This window comes from Albidovulum sediminicola (assembly GCF_025751575.1).
Taxonomy (GTDB): Bacteria; Pseudomonadota; Alphaproteobacteria; order Rhodobacterales; family Rhodobacteraceae; genus Albidovulum; species Albidovulum sediminicola.
In genome coordinates this window covers 81,046-95,220 of sequence record NZ_JAOWLA010000002.1, presented here as the reverse complement: position 1 = coordinate 95,220, position 14,175 = coordinate 81,046, and the positions used below count along the sequence as shown (strand labels likewise).

16 protein-coding genes are annotated in these 14,175 nt (G+C 65.3%); 4 read left to right on the top strand and 12 right to left on the bottom strand.

Features of this window, described 5'->3' with window-relative positions:
- Positions 1-22: 22 nt before the first annotated feature.
- The 9 genes from OE647_RS02500 to OE647_RS02460 all read right to left on the bottom strand — a co-directional run bounded on the left by OE647_RS02500 (position 23) and on the right by OE647_RS02460 (position 7,801).
- Entirely contained in the window at positions 23-1,120 is a 1,098-nt protein-coding gene (locus OE647_RS02500) for a c-type cytochrome (protein ID WP_263720064.1), read from the bottom strand.
- On the bottom strand, positions 1,104-2,372 hold the full coding sequence (gene soxC, locus OE647_RS02495; protein ID WP_263720063.1) for a sulfite dehydrogenase: 1,269 nt from the start codon (positions 2,370-2,372) through the stop codon (positions 1,104-1,106). The genes OE647_RS02500 and soxC overlap by 17 nt, the downstream gene beginning before the upstream one ends.
- A gap of 21 nt (positions 2,373-2,393) precedes the next feature.
- Positions 2,394-4,085, bottom strand: coding sequence for a thiosulfohydrolase SoxB (gene soxB, locus OE647_RS02490; RefSeq protein WP_263720062.1), 1,692 nt, complete (start codon positions 4,083-4,085; stop codon positions 2,394-2,396).
- 121 nt (positions 4,086-4,206) lie between these two features.
- Positions 4,207-5,079, bottom strand: a complete 873-nt coding sequence (soxA, locus tag OE647_RS02485; RefSeq protein WP_263720061.1) for a sulfur oxidation c-type cytochrome SoxA — start codon at positions 5,077-5,079, stop codon at positions 4,207-4,209.
- Between the two features lie 29 nt (positions 5,080-5,108).
- Positions 5,109-5,438: a thiosulfate oxidation carrier complex protein SoxZ gene (soxZ, locus tag OE647_RS02480; protein ID WP_263720060.1), complete on the bottom strand. Its 330-nt coding sequence runs from the start codon at positions 5,436-5,438 to the stop codon at positions 5,109-5,111.
- 18 nt (positions 5,439-5,456) lie between these two features.
- Entirely contained in the window at positions 5,457-5,876 is a 420-nt protein-coding gene (soxY, locus tag OE647_RS02475; protein ID WP_263720059.1) for a thiosulfate oxidation carrier protein SoxY, read from the bottom strand.
- Positions 5,877-5,903: 27 nt separating this feature from the next.
- Positions 5,904-6,377, bottom strand: a complete 474-nt coding sequence (soxX, locus tag OE647_RS02470; RefSeq protein WP_263720058.1) for a sulfur oxidation c-type cytochrome SoxX — start codon at positions 6,375-6,377, stop codon at positions 5,904-5,906.
- A gap of 112 nt (positions 6,378-6,489) precedes the next feature.
- On the bottom strand, positions 6,490-7,050 hold the full coding sequence (locus tag OE647_RS02465) for a thioredoxin family protein (protein ID WP_263720057.1): 561 nt from the start codon (positions 7,048-7,050) through the stop codon (positions 6,490-6,492).
- Positions 7,051-7,063: 13 nt separating this feature from the next.
- Positions 7,064-7,801 carry a cytochrome c biogenesis CcdA family protein gene (locus OE647_RS02460; protein WP_263720056.1) on the bottom strand — a complete coding sequence of 246 codons (738 nt, stop codon included), beginning with the start codon at positions 7,799-7,801 and terminating at the stop codon, positions 7,064-7,066.
- A gap of 89 nt (positions 7,802-7,890) precedes the next feature.
- On the opposite strand from OE647_RS02460, the gene OE647_RS02455 reads away from it, so the two are divergent.
- The 3 genes from OE647_RS02455 (at position 7,891) to OE647_RS02445 (ending at position 9,799) form a co-directional block, all read left to right on the top strand.
- Complete coding sequence (locus tag OE647_RS02455) at positions 7,891-8,259, top strand: thioredoxin domain-containing protein (RefSeq protein WP_263720055.1); 369 nt, start codon at positions 7,891-7,893, stop codon at positions 8,257-8,259.
- Positions 8,260-8,365: 106 nt separating this feature from the next.
- On the top strand, positions 8,366-8,707 hold the full coding sequence (locus tag OE647_RS02450; RefSeq protein ID WP_263720054.1) for an ArsR/SmtB family transcription factor: 342 nt from the start codon (positions 8,366-8,368) through the stop codon (positions 8,705-8,707).
- 48 nt (positions 8,708-8,755) lie between these two features.
- On the top strand, positions 8,756-9,799 hold the full coding sequence (locus tag OE647_RS02445; protein ID WP_263720053.1) for a YeeE/YedE family protein: 1,044 nt from the start codon (positions 8,756-8,758) through the stop codon (positions 9,797-9,799).
- Positions 9,800-9,823: 24 nt separating this feature from the next.
- Here the strand turns inward: OE647_RS02445 and OE647_RS02440 are convergent, their stop codons facing one another.
- The 3 genes from OE647_RS02440 to OE647_RS02430 all read right to left on the bottom strand — a co-directional run bounded on the left by OE647_RS02440 (position 9,824) and on the right by OE647_RS02430 (position 12,781).
- The gene (locus OE647_RS02440; RefSeq protein ID WP_263720052.1) at positions 9,824-10,600 is read right to left on the bottom strand and encodes an ATP-binding cassette domain-containing protein; all 777 of its coding nucleotides are present in this window, start codon (positions 10,598-10,600) and stop codon (positions 9,824-9,826) included.
- Complete coding sequence (locus OE647_RS02435) at positions 10,600-11,670, bottom strand: ABC transporter permease (protein ID WP_263720051.1); 1,071 nt, start codon at positions 11,668-11,670, stop codon at positions 10,600-10,602. The genes OE647_RS02440 and OE647_RS02435 overlap by 1 nt, the downstream gene beginning before the upstream one ends.
- Positions 11,671-11,767: 97 nt before the next feature.
- Positions 11,768-12,781 carry a sugar ABC transporter substrate-binding protein gene (locus OE647_RS02430; protein WP_263720050.1) on the bottom strand — a complete coding sequence of 338 codons (1,014 nt, stop codon included), beginning with the start codon at positions 12,779-12,781 and terminating at the stop codon, positions 11,768-11,770.
- A 188-nt stretch (positions 12,782-12,969) separates the two neighbouring features.
- On the opposite strand from OE647_RS02430, the gene OE647_RS02425 reads away from it, so the two are divergent.
- Positions 12,970-14,157, top strand: coding sequence for an ROK family transcriptional regulator (locus tag OE647_RS02425; protein ID WP_263720049.1), 1,188 nt, complete (start codon positions 12,970-12,972; stop codon positions 14,155-14,157).
- Positions 14,158-14,175: the final 18 nt, after the last annotated feature.

Below are 14,175 nucleotides of genomic sequence, written 5' to 3'. Positions count from 1 at the left end.
TCAGAAAGCGGCGCGCACCGGCTTAGGGTGCCAGGGTCGAAAGATAGGCCACGATCGCCGCCCGGTCGTCCTCTTTCTTCAGGCCCGCGAAGGACATCTTGGTGCCCTTGAGGAAACCCTTCGGGTTTTCGAGGAAGGACATGAGCGACGCCTCGTCCCAGACCAGCCCGCCGGCGCCGGCATCGGTCATGGCCTTGGAATACTTGAAGCCGTCAAGCGAACCCGCCGCACGGCCAAGCGCGCCGTTCAGATGCGGGCCGGTGCCGTTCTTGGCACCCTCACCAACCTTGTGGCAGGCCGCGCATTTCTTGAAGACCTTCTGGCCATCCTCGACCATCTCGGGATCGACCGCCGCCATCGCCTCGGCCGTGTCCACTGCCGCCTCTTCGACGGCCTCCTCGGCGGCGGGTTCGGGTGAGGCTTCGGGCGCCGCGCCCATCGCCGACGCCATGTAGTCGGGCAGCGTTCCGGCAGGGCGGCCGTCGGGGTCCTCGGGCGTCACGTTGATCTCGACCGCGCGCTTGGTGATCTTCACTTCGGGGCCGCATTCGCTCATGCAGGCCGCGGCGCTGAAGAGCGGGTATTCGCTTTCGGCCCGGTCGTCGGGGTAGAACCCTTCGGCGTTCGGCAACACGATCTCGGTGAAGTTTTCATTCGACAGGACGAAGTCGTCCTCAACCAGCCCATTGGAATAGAGAAGGAAGGCCGTGATCGCATAGGCCTCGTCATTGGTGACCGTCTGCGCGCCGCCAAAGGGCATGGAGCGGTGGACGTAGTCAAACACCGTCGAAAGATAGGGCCAGTAGCTGCCGATGGTCTTGACCGGGCGGCGGTCATGGAGCGTCCCCGCCCCGCCCGCCAGCACCGGCCAACTGTCGAGCCCCTCGGCGAATTCGCCGTGGCAGGACGCGCATTTGTCGGCAAAGACCTCATCGCCGGTCAGGACATCGCCCTCTCCCTCGGGCAGGCCGGTGCCGTCGGGCAGGACTGACACGTCCCAGGCGGCGATCTCTTCGGGTAGCGCCGCGCGACCCAGGCCCATTTTCTCGGCCAGCGCGGGACTGGCTGCAAGGCCCGCCGCCAGCACGGTTCCGGCAAGAAGGTTAAGCGACTTCGACATTTTCAACCTCCCCGTCGGACTTCAGCCACCAGGTCTGGATACCGTTGTTGTGATAGACGTTGTTGAGCCCCCGGATCGCGCGCAGCGCGTCCTTGGTCGGCTGGACGTAGCCGGTCTCATCCGTCGCGCGGGACTGGAGCAGCAGTTCCGACCCGTCCCAGTCGATGTCCAGGTGGAAGCGCGTCAGCGCCTTGGACTTCGCCTCGCCGGTGATGCGGGCCTCTTGCCAGTTGCGCCCGCCGTCAAGCGACACATCGACCTTCGCGATCTTGCCGTTGCCCGACCAGGCGAGCCCGGTGATCACCAGCGGTCCCTTGCCATGACGCACCGGCGCCTGCGGCGAGGGCGAGGTGATGACGGATTTCGCGTCCATCACCCAGGTCCACTTGCGCGCCCGCCCGTCCGGCATCAGGTCGGTGTATTTCGAGGTCTCCTCGCGGCTTTCGACCGCCTGGTCGTAGACACCGATGCGGCGCACCCACTTGACCCACATGTTACCTTCCCAGCCCGGCACGACCAGCCGAACGGGATAGCCATGCTCCTTGCGCAGCGCCTCCCCATTGGCGAAGAAGGCGACCATCACGTCGTCCAGCGCCTTTTCCATCGGGATCGAGCGGCCGTTCGAGGACGCATCGGCGCCCTCGGCGTAGATCCACTTGCCCTCGGCCTGGACGCCCGCTTCTTCCAGCAGGTAACGCAGGGGCACGCCCACGTATTCCATGTTGTGGATCATGCCTTGGGTGAACTGGCAGCCCTCCAACTGGGCACCGCCCCATTCCATGCCGCCGTTGGCCGCGCATTCGAGGAAGGCCGTGACGGTCGCGCGCGGGAAGCGCATCAGATCCTCGAAAGTGAAGACCAAGGGTGTATCGACCAGCCCGTTGATCATCAGCCGGTAGTCGGCTTTCGACAGTTCGATCGCGCCGGAATGGTGACGCTCAAACGCGCAGCCCTGCGGGGTGATCGTGCCTTCCAACGCATGAATGGGCGTGAAGTTGATCGAGGAGACCGGGCTTTCGGTCAGCCATTCCACGTTGCGCCGCACGACGTGCGATTCAAAGCGGATGGGCATGCCATAGGGCGAAGCATCGACCGCATCCCCGAAGGAGGAGGCCCAGTCCTGAACCTCGGTGATCAGCGGATCGGCGCCCTCGGCCCCGGCGGCGCTGGCGGCCAGCGCGCCCGCGCCAAGCGCGGCACTGCCCTTCAGGAACGTGCGGCGTGAAGCCCCTTTGGCGGGTTCGTCGGTCATGGCGAACTCTCCCTTTCTGTCTCAGATGCCGGTTACGGTGACCGTGGTGTTGGGTTCCAGGCTGACGGTGCCGATCTTCCGGATGTGGGATTCGATCACGTCCCAGATCTGCGGCCCTTCGGTACCTTCGTTGACACTAGCCCAGCCGGCGACGGTGTAGGATTTCGCCGCCTCGATCGCCTCGCCGGTGTCGGCCAGGCGCATGTCGCTGATCCGCTCGCCAATCGGCTTGGACACGTCGATCGCATAGGCCAGCCCGCCGACGCGGACCATGTCGCCGCCCTGCTGGTAGTAGGGATCCGTGTTGAAGATGTTGTCGGCCACGTCCTCAAGGATCAGCTTCAGCGTCTCGCCCGTCATCGCGTTGCGGTAGCAGGCGCCGTAGGTCATCGAGGTGACGTTGTGGATATCCTCGCGCGTGATCGCGTCGCCGGGCAGGAGCGTCGTGCCCCAGCGCACCCCGGGCGACAGCGCGATCTGCGCATCACGCTCGGACCGGACCGCCCGACAGATCAGGTCGTCCCAGGTGCCGTTGAAGTTGCCCCGGCGGTAAAGCAGGCTGTCCGTCGTGCCGATCTGCTCCTCCAGCTGGTCCTTGAAGGGCGCGCGGGCTTCGTCGATAAGCGAGGCCATCTCTGCATCCGGCGCGATCACGTCCGAGAAGATCGGGATCAGCTTATGGCGGAAGCCCATCATGCGCCCGTCACGCACGTCGAGGTCCACGCGGCTGACGAACTTGCCGTTCGAGCCGGAGGCGATCAGGATCGTCTCGCCCACCAGAACCGGCTCGGGCACGGCGTCATGGGTATGGCCGGTCAGGATCACATCGATGCCCTTGACGCGGGAAATCATCTTACGGTCGACGTCGAAGCCGTTGTGCGACAGGCACACGACCAGATCGACGCCCTGCCCGCGCACCTCGTCCACCACCTCCTGCATGCGCTCCTCGCGGATGCCAAAGCTGTATTCGGGGAACATCCAGCCGGGGTTCGCGATCGGCATGTAGGGAAAGGCCTGGCCGATGACCGCGATCCGGACGCCGCCGCGTTCGAAGATCGTATAGGGCTCGTAGGCCGGCTCGTTCCACTCCACGTCGAAGATATTGGCGCCGAGGAAGGGGAAGGGCAGCCCCTCCACGATCTCGTTCACCCGCTCGGAGCCGTAGGTCCATTCCCAGTGGCTGGTCATCGCCTCGACACCCAGCGCGTTCATGACATCGACCATGTCCTGTCCCTTGGTCAGGAAGCTGGTCATGGACCCGTGCCAGGTGTCGCCGCCGTCGAGCAGGATCGCTTCGGGGCGCGCGGCCTTGATCGCCTTGACGACGGTCGCCACGCGGTCCATGCCGCCCATCTTGCCGTAGGTCTTACCCAAGGCGGTGAAGTCCTCGTAGGTCAGCGCGTAGGCTTCGGGCGAGCCGGGCGTCAGGTTGAACATCTTGATGAAGTCCTTGCCCGTCACATGGGGCGGGCGGCCGGCGGCCTCGCCCACGCCGATGTTGATCTCCGGTTCGCGGAACCAGATCGGTTTCAGCTGCGCGTGGATGTCGGTGATGTGGATCAGCGTCACGTTGCCGAAGTCGTCGAACTGCAACAGCTGGTCCTGGGTCAGGGCCTGCTGGGCGGCAAGGCGCGACCAGTTTCCGAAGCCGGAAATGCCAACGATGGCAGAAGCTGCCACCGAAGCCTGAAGGAATTCCCGACGGGTGATCATGACCGACTCCTTGACTTGCAGACATGCGATCGCAACCGCGCAAACGCGTCGGGCGACCCGCTCATTTCGTGAGTTGATAGAGACGGCGGCCGCCGGACACACCGGCGGCCGCCCGATTTCGTCAGTGGCGGACGCCCACGCCTTCGACCGAAAGGCCGTTGCCGCGCGAGGCGACATAAAGCTCAAGCGCCTTGAACTCGTCCGACCCGGCCTTGAAGGTCTCTGCCCGTGTGTCGCGCACACAGCCGACGAAGCGCTGCTGGGCCGACACCAGACCCGCGTCCTTCAGCCGGTAGACCGGGAAGCCCGAAAGCTGGCCTTGGCTCAGGTGGTCGGCGCGGATGTAGTTGCCGTAGTTGTCCTCATGACAGGTCGCGCAAGACATCTCCAACTGGCCATAGCGGTTGTAGTAGATTTCCTTGCCCTGCTCCCAGAACGGGGCGGCGGGGCCGTCGATGGCCACATTCTGCGGCATGCCGCGCGACTGCATGGAGATCAGGGCCAGCATGTTCTTCATGTCGCCCGAGGTCGTGCCCCACTTCTCCAACCCCATGCGCTCGGTCACGCAGGTGTTGATGTAGTCCTCCATGATCATGAGCTTGCCGGTCGCTTCATCGACCTGCGGCATGACGGCGCGAAGACCCGCCATGCTTTCGGGCCCCTCGTGGCAGCCGGCGCAGCTTTCGCCGTTGGTTCCGATGGCCTCGTCCCACTTCTCCTGCCCGAGGTCGACGAAGACCATGCCCGGGTTGTCGAAGTCGTCCCGCTGCATGTCCCGGGTATCCGGGTCGCGGAAGTGCCAGCCCGAATAGACCGTGTCGAACACATCGGCCACCGCCGCCGGCGCGGGCGCCGTCGTGGTCAGCGTGATGGTGGCATCGTCGGTCGTGACCTCAAGCGTGTCCTCGGCCGGGTCCGCGTTGGCGATGCCCGTAAGGGCCAGACCAAGCGCCGCGGCCACCGCCAGGTTCCTTGTCGTTCTTCTGTGCTGCATTCCGTCTCCTCCCCGACCTGCGCTGGCCATCAGGCGATGGCGATGGGCTTCGTGTCCTCGTAGACAGAGCCGTCGTCGTCGTACCAGGTGAACTTGAACTCCCCCGCCGCATCGACCTTGGCGTCGAACTCGAAGTAGGGGTTGGTGGAGATCGCCGGTTCCAGCGTCACATCAACGACGTTCACGCCGTTCAGGTCGCAAGTGAAGCGATTGATGATCGAGCGCGGGATCAGGTTCCCGTCCTTGTCCTTGCGCTGGCCAGATTCCATCTGGTGGCTGATCAGGGCCTTGATCGTGACGACCTCGCCGGCAGCGGCCGACTTCGGAACCTTCACGCGCGGTTTTGCATCTTTTGCCATGTTTCTAACTCCTGATCCTCAGCCGCCGCAGCCGCCGATGGTAACCTTGACAGTGGCCGAAGCCTGAACGACCGAACCGTCGGCCATCTTCGCCATCGCCACGACATCCTGGGTCTTGGCCAGGCGGATGCGGGTGGCGGCGCGCTGGCTGCCTGCCGCCGGGCCGAAGGTGAAGGTCGCAACCGCCGGTTCCGGGTTGCCCGTCGCCAAGATCATGATCGCGACCGCACCCGGCGCGTTCACTTCGACCGGAACGGTGTTGCCGTTCTCGGCGATTTCCGGGGCCGTCAGGGTCAGCCCACCCTCGCCCGCGGCGGCGCCGCCGGTGAAGGTTGCGGTCAACTCGTCGACGGTGGCCGCAAGCCCCATGCTGGGGACCGCTGCGGTCGCGATGCTGCCGAACCCGGCAAGGATCGCTTCACGTCTGGTGATCATCATGGTCATCTCCTTGAAATCCCTGGCCCGTCACTCTTTGAGCGTGAGCAGATAGGCGACAACGTCCTCGATCTGCTGACCCGTCAGGATCGGCGGCAGATTTTCCGGCGCGGCCTTGCCCGAGTAGGCATCGCCGGGACGAATGAAGCCGGTCGTCTTGTAGAAGGCGGGCATGAAGGTGCCCTCGAAGCTCATCTTCGCATTGGAGACGATGCCGCGCAGCTGCGCCTCGTCGTAGCGGTCGGCCACCCCGTCAAGCGCGGGCGCGATATCGCCCTGGAACGGCACGTCCGGCATCGCGGCGATCTGGTGGCATGCGACGCAGTTCCCCTCGGACCGGGTCGTCATGACCTTGGCGCCTGCCGCCGCATCACCGGCCACTCCGGTCAAGGACACGGCCACCGCCCCGTCCGTATAGGCCACGTCGCCCGGCGCGGTATCGGCCGCCGCTGGCAGCGCCGCGGACAGCGCTACCAAGGACGCGAGCCAAAGCTGGCTTTTCATTGCGATCCTCCCTGATCTTTCCCTCGGAGTGACGATAACGCCGCTCGGCCATCGAGAGCAACTAAAAACATATGCATTCATGAATATTCTTATATTCAAAACTCGATAGGCGCTAATTGCCCGGATTTACACGCGAAGCGACGAATTTCTGGAAGTGCTCACCGGTCTCGTAGCCATGGTCGCGCACCCAGATGAAGAGCGCCTCGGTCGTGCCCTTGCCGAAAGCGCCGGGCATCACGGCAACCGCCGATTCGACCGCGCTCTGCCCTTCCGGGACGTCTTCGGGCAGGAAGATCATCGTCGGCGTGAACATCACGCCCCACTTCGCCGCCATGTCCTTTTCCGACAGGACCTCGCCGTCGAAGTCCGTCACCTCGACATCGCCGAACAGGTTCATCTGAACGACGAAGTAGCCCTCTCGGATCAGCTTGTCGATTTCGGGGACCGTGAAGACCTCTTCCTGCATCTTGGTGCAGTAGATGCAGCCGCGCTGCTCGATCAGGACCAGCAGCCGCTTGCCCTCGGCGTTCGCCTCCTCCAGGTCCTCGCGCAGATCCTTGAAGGTCTCGCGCAGCCAGTCGGGCTTGTGCAACCCATCGTCGCCCAGGGGAACGGCCAAGGCCGGACCCGCAGCCAGGAAGAGCGCGGCGGCGAGGGTCAGAAGGCGTCTCATGTCGGTACTCCTCTCAGGTGATGGTGGCGGACCAGTCGAAGGTCCGGATCATCCAGTCGGCAATCAGGTTGACGGTATCCGTCGCGATCAGGATCCCGAAGACGATCAGCATGACGCCGGTCGCCTTTTCCACGTATCGGACAATGGCGCGATGGCGGCCCAGCCAGGCCAGGAACGGACCCGCGAAGGCCGAGGCGAGCACGAAGGGCGAGGTCATCGCCAGCCCGAAGACCAGAAGCAGCGCCCCGCCCCGCCAGATTTCTCCCATGCCCCCGGCAATCATCAGGATCGCGGCCAGAGCGGGGCCAACGCAGGGCGTCCAGCCGAAACCGAAGGCCAGGCCCAGGACATAGGCCCCGACGACCGTCGTCGGGCGCTGGTCGGACTGAAGCCGCGCCTCGCGGTAGAACAGTCCGATCCGCAGGATGCCCAGGAAATGCAGGCCGAAAAGGATCAGTACCCCACCCGCGACCCAGGACAGCGTCTCCATCCAGGCGGCAAGTCCGCGACCAAGGCCGGAGGCCGCGAGGCCCAGCATCATGAAGATCGTCGTCACGCCCAGCGCAAAGGCCACCGTCCGCACGACGAGCCGTCCGCGCGCCGCAGGCGTCAGCCCGCCGCCCGCGCCCAGTTCGTGCACCGAAACGCCGGCCAGGTAGGACAGATAGAACGGCACCATGGGCAGCACACAGGGGGAAAAGAACGCGAGGAAACCCGCAATCAAGGCGCCCCCAAAGGAAATCTCCAGCATCAACGCCCCCAAGAGCACGGCAGTCCGCGGCGCTTGCCGAGGTCCCAAAATTACATTAGAATATTTATATGTTCATATGACCTGTCAACATGCCTGTTCGCTCAATCCTCGCGGTCCTTCTGCTTCCCCTGTCCGCCGCTGCGGCCGGGGCGACGGAGTATGAGCTTTTGATGTTCGAACAGGCTGGCTGCATCTACTGCGCGCGCTGGAACGAGGAGGTAGCGCCCGAATATCCCCTGACAGCCGAGGGCCGCCTGGCCCCGCTGCGCCGGATCGACCTGCGGGCGCCCCTGCCGGAGGGGTTGCGGATCGAGGCGGCCCCCATCTTCACGCCGACCTTCGTCGTCGTCGCTGATGGGGTCGAAAGCGGTCGGCTTGAGGGCTACCCGGGCGAAGATTTCTTCTGGCCGATGCTCGGCGCCATGCTGCGCCAGGCGGGCGCGGTGCTGGCGGACTGAGAGGCCGGGGGCCTTTTCGTTCGCAGTCGAACGAATTCGACGCGTCGGGGGGGTTGCGGGATCGACGCCGCCCCGCCATGAGTCGAGGGAGAAACAGGAGCCGCGAGTGAGCGACGAGGCGAAGACTGGCATCCCCAAGCGATCGGAGCGCGATCTCGAAGCGCTCGTCGAGCGCGCGAATGAGGCGGCGACGTTTCTCAAGGCTCTTGGCCATGACGGGCGGCTCACCATTCTTTGCCACCTGCGGGGCGGCGAGAAGAGCGTGACCGAGCTTGAAAACCTTCTGTGCTCGCGTCAGGCTGTCGTGAGCCAGCAGCTTGCGCGCCTCAGGCTCGAAGGGCTTGTGAGTGCCCGCCGGGAGGGGCAGGCGATCTTTTACTCGATCCTGGATCCCAGAGTGCTGGAGATGGTCAACCTGCTCTCCAGGCTATTCTGCGAACCGGACTGAAATGTTGATAGCGCCCCCAGCGCGCGGGGGCGCGAGGGAGGATAAGGGATGGACGGCTTGCCTTTCGGCCTTCTGGCGGCCCTGGTCGGGCTGGTGGGGGGCGTCGTGTTGGGGCTCACCGCGCGTCTGGGTGATTTCTGCACGCTCGGCGCGCTGGAATCAGCGATCTACGGCGGCAGCCAGAGCCGCCTCCGGCTCTGGGGGATTGTCTTGGGCGTGGCAATCCTGGGAACGCAGGTCGGGGCGATGGCCGGCTGGATCGACCTGGAGGGTACCATCTATCACAGCATCGCCTGGGACCCGGTTGCCTCGATCGTCGGCGGGCTGATGTTTGGCTACGGTATGGCGATGGCGGGCAACTGCGGCTTCGGAGCGCTCGTTCGCTTCGGCGGCGGCGATCTGCGATCGCTCGTGGTAGTGGTGGTGATGGGCCTTTTCGGTTTCGTGGCGCTATCTGGCCCGCTGGCGCCGCTGCGCGTCGCGCTTTTCCCGCAGCCAGCCGCCGAGGGGCCGCAGGGCGTTCTTTCCGACCTGGGCGCACTTGGCGTTCCCGCCGCCCTCACGATCGCGGCCGTCGCGGTCCTTTGCTTCGGCTGGGCGCTCTCCAGCGCCGCGCTGCGCGCGCGCCCGGCCATGATGCTTTGGGGGATCGCCGCGGGTCTGGCCGTCGTCTGGTGCTTTGCCGGGACAAGCTGGCTTTTCGATGCCAGCCTTGAGGAGATCGCGGTCGAGGGGCCATCCTTCACCGCGCCGGTCGGGCGCACGCTGATCTACCTGATGACCTCGACCTCGGGCGGGCTCTCCTTCTCGGTCGGGTCCGTCGTCGGCGTTCTGGCGGGCGCGCTCGCGGGCTCGATGATCCGCGGCCTGTTCCGCTGGGAAGCCTGCGAGGACCCGCGCGAGCTTGGCCGCCAGGTCGGCGGCGCGGCCCTGATGGGGATCGGCGGGGTTCTGGCGATGGGATGTTCCGTCGGCCAGGGCGTCTCCGCCATCGCGGCGCTTTCCTGGTCGGGGCCTGTCACGCTGGCCGCGATCAGCCTGGGCGCCTGGATCGGCCTGCGCCAGCTGATCGGCGGCTTCCAGCCCGAGTGATGCCCACGCCCCGGCCGGGCGGCCTTAGGCCGCCTCGGCCGCGCCCGGGGCCTCTTTCGCGCCGGTCATGAAGGCCACGGCGTCCGACATCGTGTAATCGCCCGGCTTGATCACGCACAGCCTGCGGCCCAGCCGGTGGATGTGGATGCGGTCCGCGACCTCGAACACATGGGGCATGTTGTGGCTGATCAGGATGATCGGAATGCCGCGCGAGCGCACGTCGCTGATTAGCTCCAGCACCCGGCGGCTTTCCTTGACGCCCAGCGCCGCGGTCGGCTCATCCAGGATCACCACCTTGGACCCGAAGGCGGCAGCACGCGCGACGGCCACCCCCTGCCGCTGCCCCCCCGACAGCGTTTCCACCGCCTGGTTGATGTTCTGGATCGTCATCAGGCCAAGCTCCGTCAGCTTGTCGCGGGCGAATTTCTCCATCGCCGGGCGGTCAAGCTGGCGGAAGAGGCTGCCCATGATGCCGGGCTTGCGCAGCTCGCGCCCCATGAACATGTTGTCCGCGATCGAAAGCGCGGGCGACATGGCGAGCGTCTGGTAGACGGTCTCGATCCCCGCGCCCCGCGCCTCCAGCGGGCTTGAAAAGCCGATCTTGCGGCCTTCGAGCCAGATTTCGCCTTCGTCCGGCGTGACCGCGCCCGAGATGGCCTTGATCAGTGTCGACTTCCCCGCACCGTTGTCGCCGATGACGGCCAGGATTTCCCCCGGCATCAGCTCGAAGTCGCAGTGGTCAAGGGCCACCACACGGCCATAGCGCTTGACGAGATTGCGGGCTTTCAGGATCGGTTCCATCACGCAGCCACCTTTCTGATCCACTGGTCCACGGCGACGGCGCCAATGATCAGCGCGCCGATGAGGAGATAGGTCCATTGCGGGTCTGTGCCGAGCATCTTGAGACCCAGCGAGAAGACCCCGACGATGAGCGCCCCGAAGAGCATCCCGAGGATCGAGCCGCGCCCGCCGAAGAGCGAGATCCCCCCGATCACCACCGCCGTGATGCTTTCAATGTTCGCGAACTGCCCCGCGGTCGGCGATACCGAGCCAAGCCGCCCGATCAACACCCAACCCGCCAGCGCGCAGATCAGCCCCGAAAGCACATAGACCGTCACCAGAACGCGGCTGACCTGGACGCCCGCAAGCTCGGCCGCGTCGGGATCATCGCCCACGGCGTAGACGTGGCGGCCCCAGGCGGTGTGGCGCAGGACATAGGAGAGCACCAGGACCAGCACCAGCATCGCGACGACACCATAGGTAAAGACCGCTCCGCCGATCCGAAAGCTTTCCCCGAAGAGCTGCAGAATCGGCGCCTGTTCGGTGATGTCCTGGCTGCGGATGGTCTCGTTCGCGGAGTATAGGAAGTTCGTGGCAAGAACGATCTGCCACATGCCGAGCGTCACGATGAAGGGCGGCAGTTTCATCCGCGCGACCAGCGTCCCGTTGATGAAGCCCATCAGCGCCCCGCAGGCAAAGCCGCAAAGGACCGCGAAGGCGGGCGGGAGCCCGTAGCGGAAGGTGAACTGGCCCATGACGACCGACGAAAGCACCATGATCGCACCGACCGAAAGGTCGATGCCGGCGGTCAGGATCACCACCGACTGCGCCGCACCGACGATACCGGTGATGGCCACCTGCTGCAGGATCAGCGTCAGCGTGAAGGGCGAGAAGAACTTGGCGCCGAGCAGGGCCGCGAAGACCGCAACGGCAGCCAGCAGCACGATCAGCGGCACCAGCGACGGCGTCTGGTGCAGAAGGTGCTGGAAGCTGTGCACGGCAGAGCGGCGCTGCGTGAACTCGGCCACCGCGTCCGGGCTGCCCTTGATCGCGCTTTCGTAGCTATTTGTGGTACCGGATTCGCTGGCCATGTTCCCGTTCCTCCCGGATAACAGTCGGGGGCGGCGTCGCCACCGCCCCCACTTGGTCATTCTGTCCCTCTAAGGCGTTCCGATCAATGCAGGGGCATCAGCCCCAGCAAAGCTCGGTGCCTTTCGCGGTGTCGATGGACTCGACCCCTTCGGCGGGCTTGTCGGTGACAAGTGCGACACCGGTGTCGAAGAAGGACTTGCCCGGGGTCGGCTGCGGCTTGGTGCCGTCTTTCGCATAGGCCGCGATCGCCTCGATCCCGAGCGAGGCCATCAGCAGCGGGTACTGCTGCGAGGTCGCACCGATCACGCCATCCTTGATGTTGGCAACGCCCGGGCAGCCGCCATCGACTGAGACGATCAGCACGTCCTTCTCGCGGCCGATCGCCTTGAGCGCCTCGTAGGCACCGGCGGCGGCGGGTTCGTTGATCGTGTAGACGACGTTGATGAACGGATCTTTCGCCAACAGGCTTTCCATCGCCCGGCGGCCACCTTCCTCGTTGCCCTGGGTGATGTCATTGCCGACGATGCGCGCATCGGTCTCGTCGCCCCACTTGTTGGGGTCGCCCAGATCGATCCCGAAGCCCTGCAGGAAGCCCTGATCGCGCAGGACGTCGACGGTCGGCTGGCTGACATCAAGGTCGAGCATGGCGATCTTGGCATCCGCCGCGGCATCACCCAGCGCGGCTTTCGCCCATTTGCCGATCAGTTCGCCGGCAAGGAAGTTGTCGGTCGCGAAGGTCGCGTCGGCCGCCTCGATCGGGTCAAGCGGGGTGTCGAGCGCGATCACCAGAAGGCCCGCGTCGCGCGCCTTTTGAACCGCCGGCACGATGCCCTTGGTGTCGGACGGCGTCAGCAGGATGCCTTTGGCGCCATCGGCGATGCAGGTCTCGATCGCGGAAATCTGGCTTTCGCTGTCGCCGTCGATCTTGCCGGCATAGGATTTCAGCTCGATGCCCAGCTCCGCGGCCTTGGCGCTCGCGCCTTCTTTCATCTTGACGAAGAAGGGGTTGGTGTCGGTCTTGGTGATCAGGCATGCACTGTCAGCCGAAGCGGCCGAGGCGGCACCGAGTACAAGCGCGCCGACCGCGGCGCCCATCAGAAATTTGGTCATGTCATCCTCCCATGGATCGTCTCTGGCGGGGCACCTGCCTTGCGCCGGATTGCCGGACCGGCGGTAGTCTGCCCGTCCCTGCCCCTCCTATGCGGCGAGTCGCCCTCATCTGTCAATAAATAAATAAACTTGATTTATTAATTCAGACGGTCAAACTGGAGGCGCCAGAAAAACACCGGTCAAGAGCAATGGACACCACCACCATCCGCGATCCCATGGGGGGCGCCAATCAGTCGGGGATCCGCGATCACAATGAAAGGCTTGTCCTTTCCATGATCCAGCGCCACGGTGGCCTGCCCAGCGCCGAGATCGCGCGCCGTACCAATCTCTCGGCTCAGACCGTATCGATCATCATCCGGCAGCTGGAAAAGGACGGGCTTCTGGTCCGGGGGGAGCCGATCCGTGGACGGGTCGGAAAGCCTTCGATCCCGATGACGCTGCGCCCTGACGGAGCCCTCTCGGTCGGGCTGAACATCGGCCGCAGGAGCACCGATTTGGTGCTGATCGACCTGGCCGGCAAGATCCGGGCCCAGATCAAGCGCACCTACCCCTACCCCTCCCCCGACGCCCTGACGGCATTCCTGAGCGAGAACTTCGAAAAGCTGCTCGCCGGGTTGAAGCCCGCTGAGCGCCGGCGCGTGGCGGGCATCGGTGTCGCGGCGCCCTTCGAGCTTTGGAACTGGCTTGACGTCGTGAACGCCCCCAAGGAAGAAATGCAGCGCTGGCGGGATTTCGACGTGACTGCCGCGGTGGCGGAGATCACCGGCCTGCCCGTCACCGTTCGCAACGACGCGACGGCGGCCTGTACCGCCGAACATGTCTTCGGCCGCGGCCGAGAGTTCGCAGACTACGCCTACTTCTTCATCGGCTCCTTCATCGGCGGCGGCGTGGTCTTGAACGATACGGTCTATGTCGGGCGAACCGGTAACGCGGGCGCCTTCGGCTCGATCCCGGTCGCATCCGAAACCGGCGCCCAGCAATTGATCCACCATGCCTCGATCTATCTTCTGGAAGCGCGGCTGGAGGCGGCGGGCTTCGACCCCGCGGCCATCTGGCGGCCCGAGACCGACTGGTCCCAGTTCGGCCAGCCGCTGGAGGACTGGATCGACCATACCGCCCGACACCTCGCGCTCGCGGCGGTCGCGGTCTCCTCCGTCATCGACTTCGAGACCATCCTGATCGATTCGAACTGCCCCGACAGCGTCCGCAGCCAGATCGTGGAGCGGACCCGGAAGGCGCTGACCGTCATCGACACCCAAGGCATCGACGAGCCCGTGATCGCCGAGGCGGCGATCGGGCGCAACGCCCGCGCCATCGGGGCGGCCTCGCTTCCGATCATCGAGCGCTATCTGCTGGCGCAGCCACTCTTCGGCTGAGCGGCGCCTTTGGGCGGT

What these genes read in the sequence shown, in the direction of transcription:
- OE647_RS02435 (WP_263720051.1), bottom strand. Translation starts at nt 11,670, where the DNA reads ATGGCCAGCGAATCCGGTACCACAAATAGCTACGAAAGCGCGATCAAG.
- soxZ (WP_263720060.1), bottom strand. Translation starts at nt 5,438, where the DNA reads ATGGCAAAAGATGCAAAACCGCGCGTGAAGGTTCCGAAGTCGGCCGCT.
- OE647_RS02460 (WP_263720056.1), bottom strand. Translation starts at nt 7,801, where the DNA reads ATGCTGGAGATTTCCTTTGGGGGCGCCTTGATTGCGGGTTTCCTCGCG.
- OE647_RS02445 (WP_263720053.1), top strand. Translation starts at nt 8,756, where the DNA reads ATGGACGGCTTGCCTTTCGGCCTTCTGGCGGCCCTGGTCGGGCTGGTG.
- soxB (WP_263720062.1), bottom strand. Translation starts at nt 4,085, where the DNA reads ATGATCACCCGTCGGGAATTCCTTCAGGCTTCGGTGGCAGCTTCTGCC.
- OE647_RS02425 (WP_263720049.1), top strand. Translation starts at nt 12,970, where the DNA reads ATGGACACCACCACCATCCGCGATCCCATGGGGGGCGCCAATCAGTCG.
- soxC (WP_263720063.1), bottom strand. Translation starts at nt 2,372, where the DNA reads ATGACCGACGAACCCGCCAAAGGGGCTTCACGCCGCACGTTCCTGAAG.
- soxY (WP_263720059.1), bottom strand. Translation starts at nt 5,876, where the DNA reads ATGATGATCACCAGACGTGAAGCGATCCTTGCCGGGTTCGGCAGCATC.
- OE647_RS02440 (WP_263720052.1), bottom strand. Translation starts at nt 10,600, where the DNA reads ATGGAACCGATCCTGAAAGCCCGCAATCTCGTCAAGCGCTATGGCCGT.
- OE647_RS02455 (WP_263720055.1), top strand. Translation starts at nt 7,891, where the DNA reads ATGCCTGTTCGCTCAATCCTCGCGGTCCTTCTGCTTCCCCTGTCCGCC.
- soxA (WP_263720061.1), bottom strand. Translation starts at nt 5,079, where the DNA reads ATGCAGCACAGAAGAACGACAAGGAACCTGGCGGTGGCCGCGGCGCTT.
- OE647_RS02465 (WP_263720057.1), bottom strand. Translation starts at nt 7,050, where the DNA reads ATGAGACGCCTTCTGACCCTCGCCGCCGCGCTCTTCCTGGCTGCGGGT.
- soxX (WP_263720058.1), bottom strand. Translation starts at nt 6,377, where the DNA reads ATGAAAAGCCAGCTTTGGCTCGCGTCCTTGGTAGCGCTGTCCGCGGCG.
- OE647_RS02430 (WP_263720050.1), bottom strand. Translation starts at nt 12,781, where the DNA reads ATGACCAAATTTCTGATGGGCGCCGCGGTCGGCGCGCTTGTACTCGGT.
- OE647_RS02500 (WP_263720064.1), bottom strand. Translation starts at nt 1,120, where the DNA reads ATGTCGAAGTCGCTTAACCTTCTTGCCGGAACCGTGCTGGCGGCGGGC.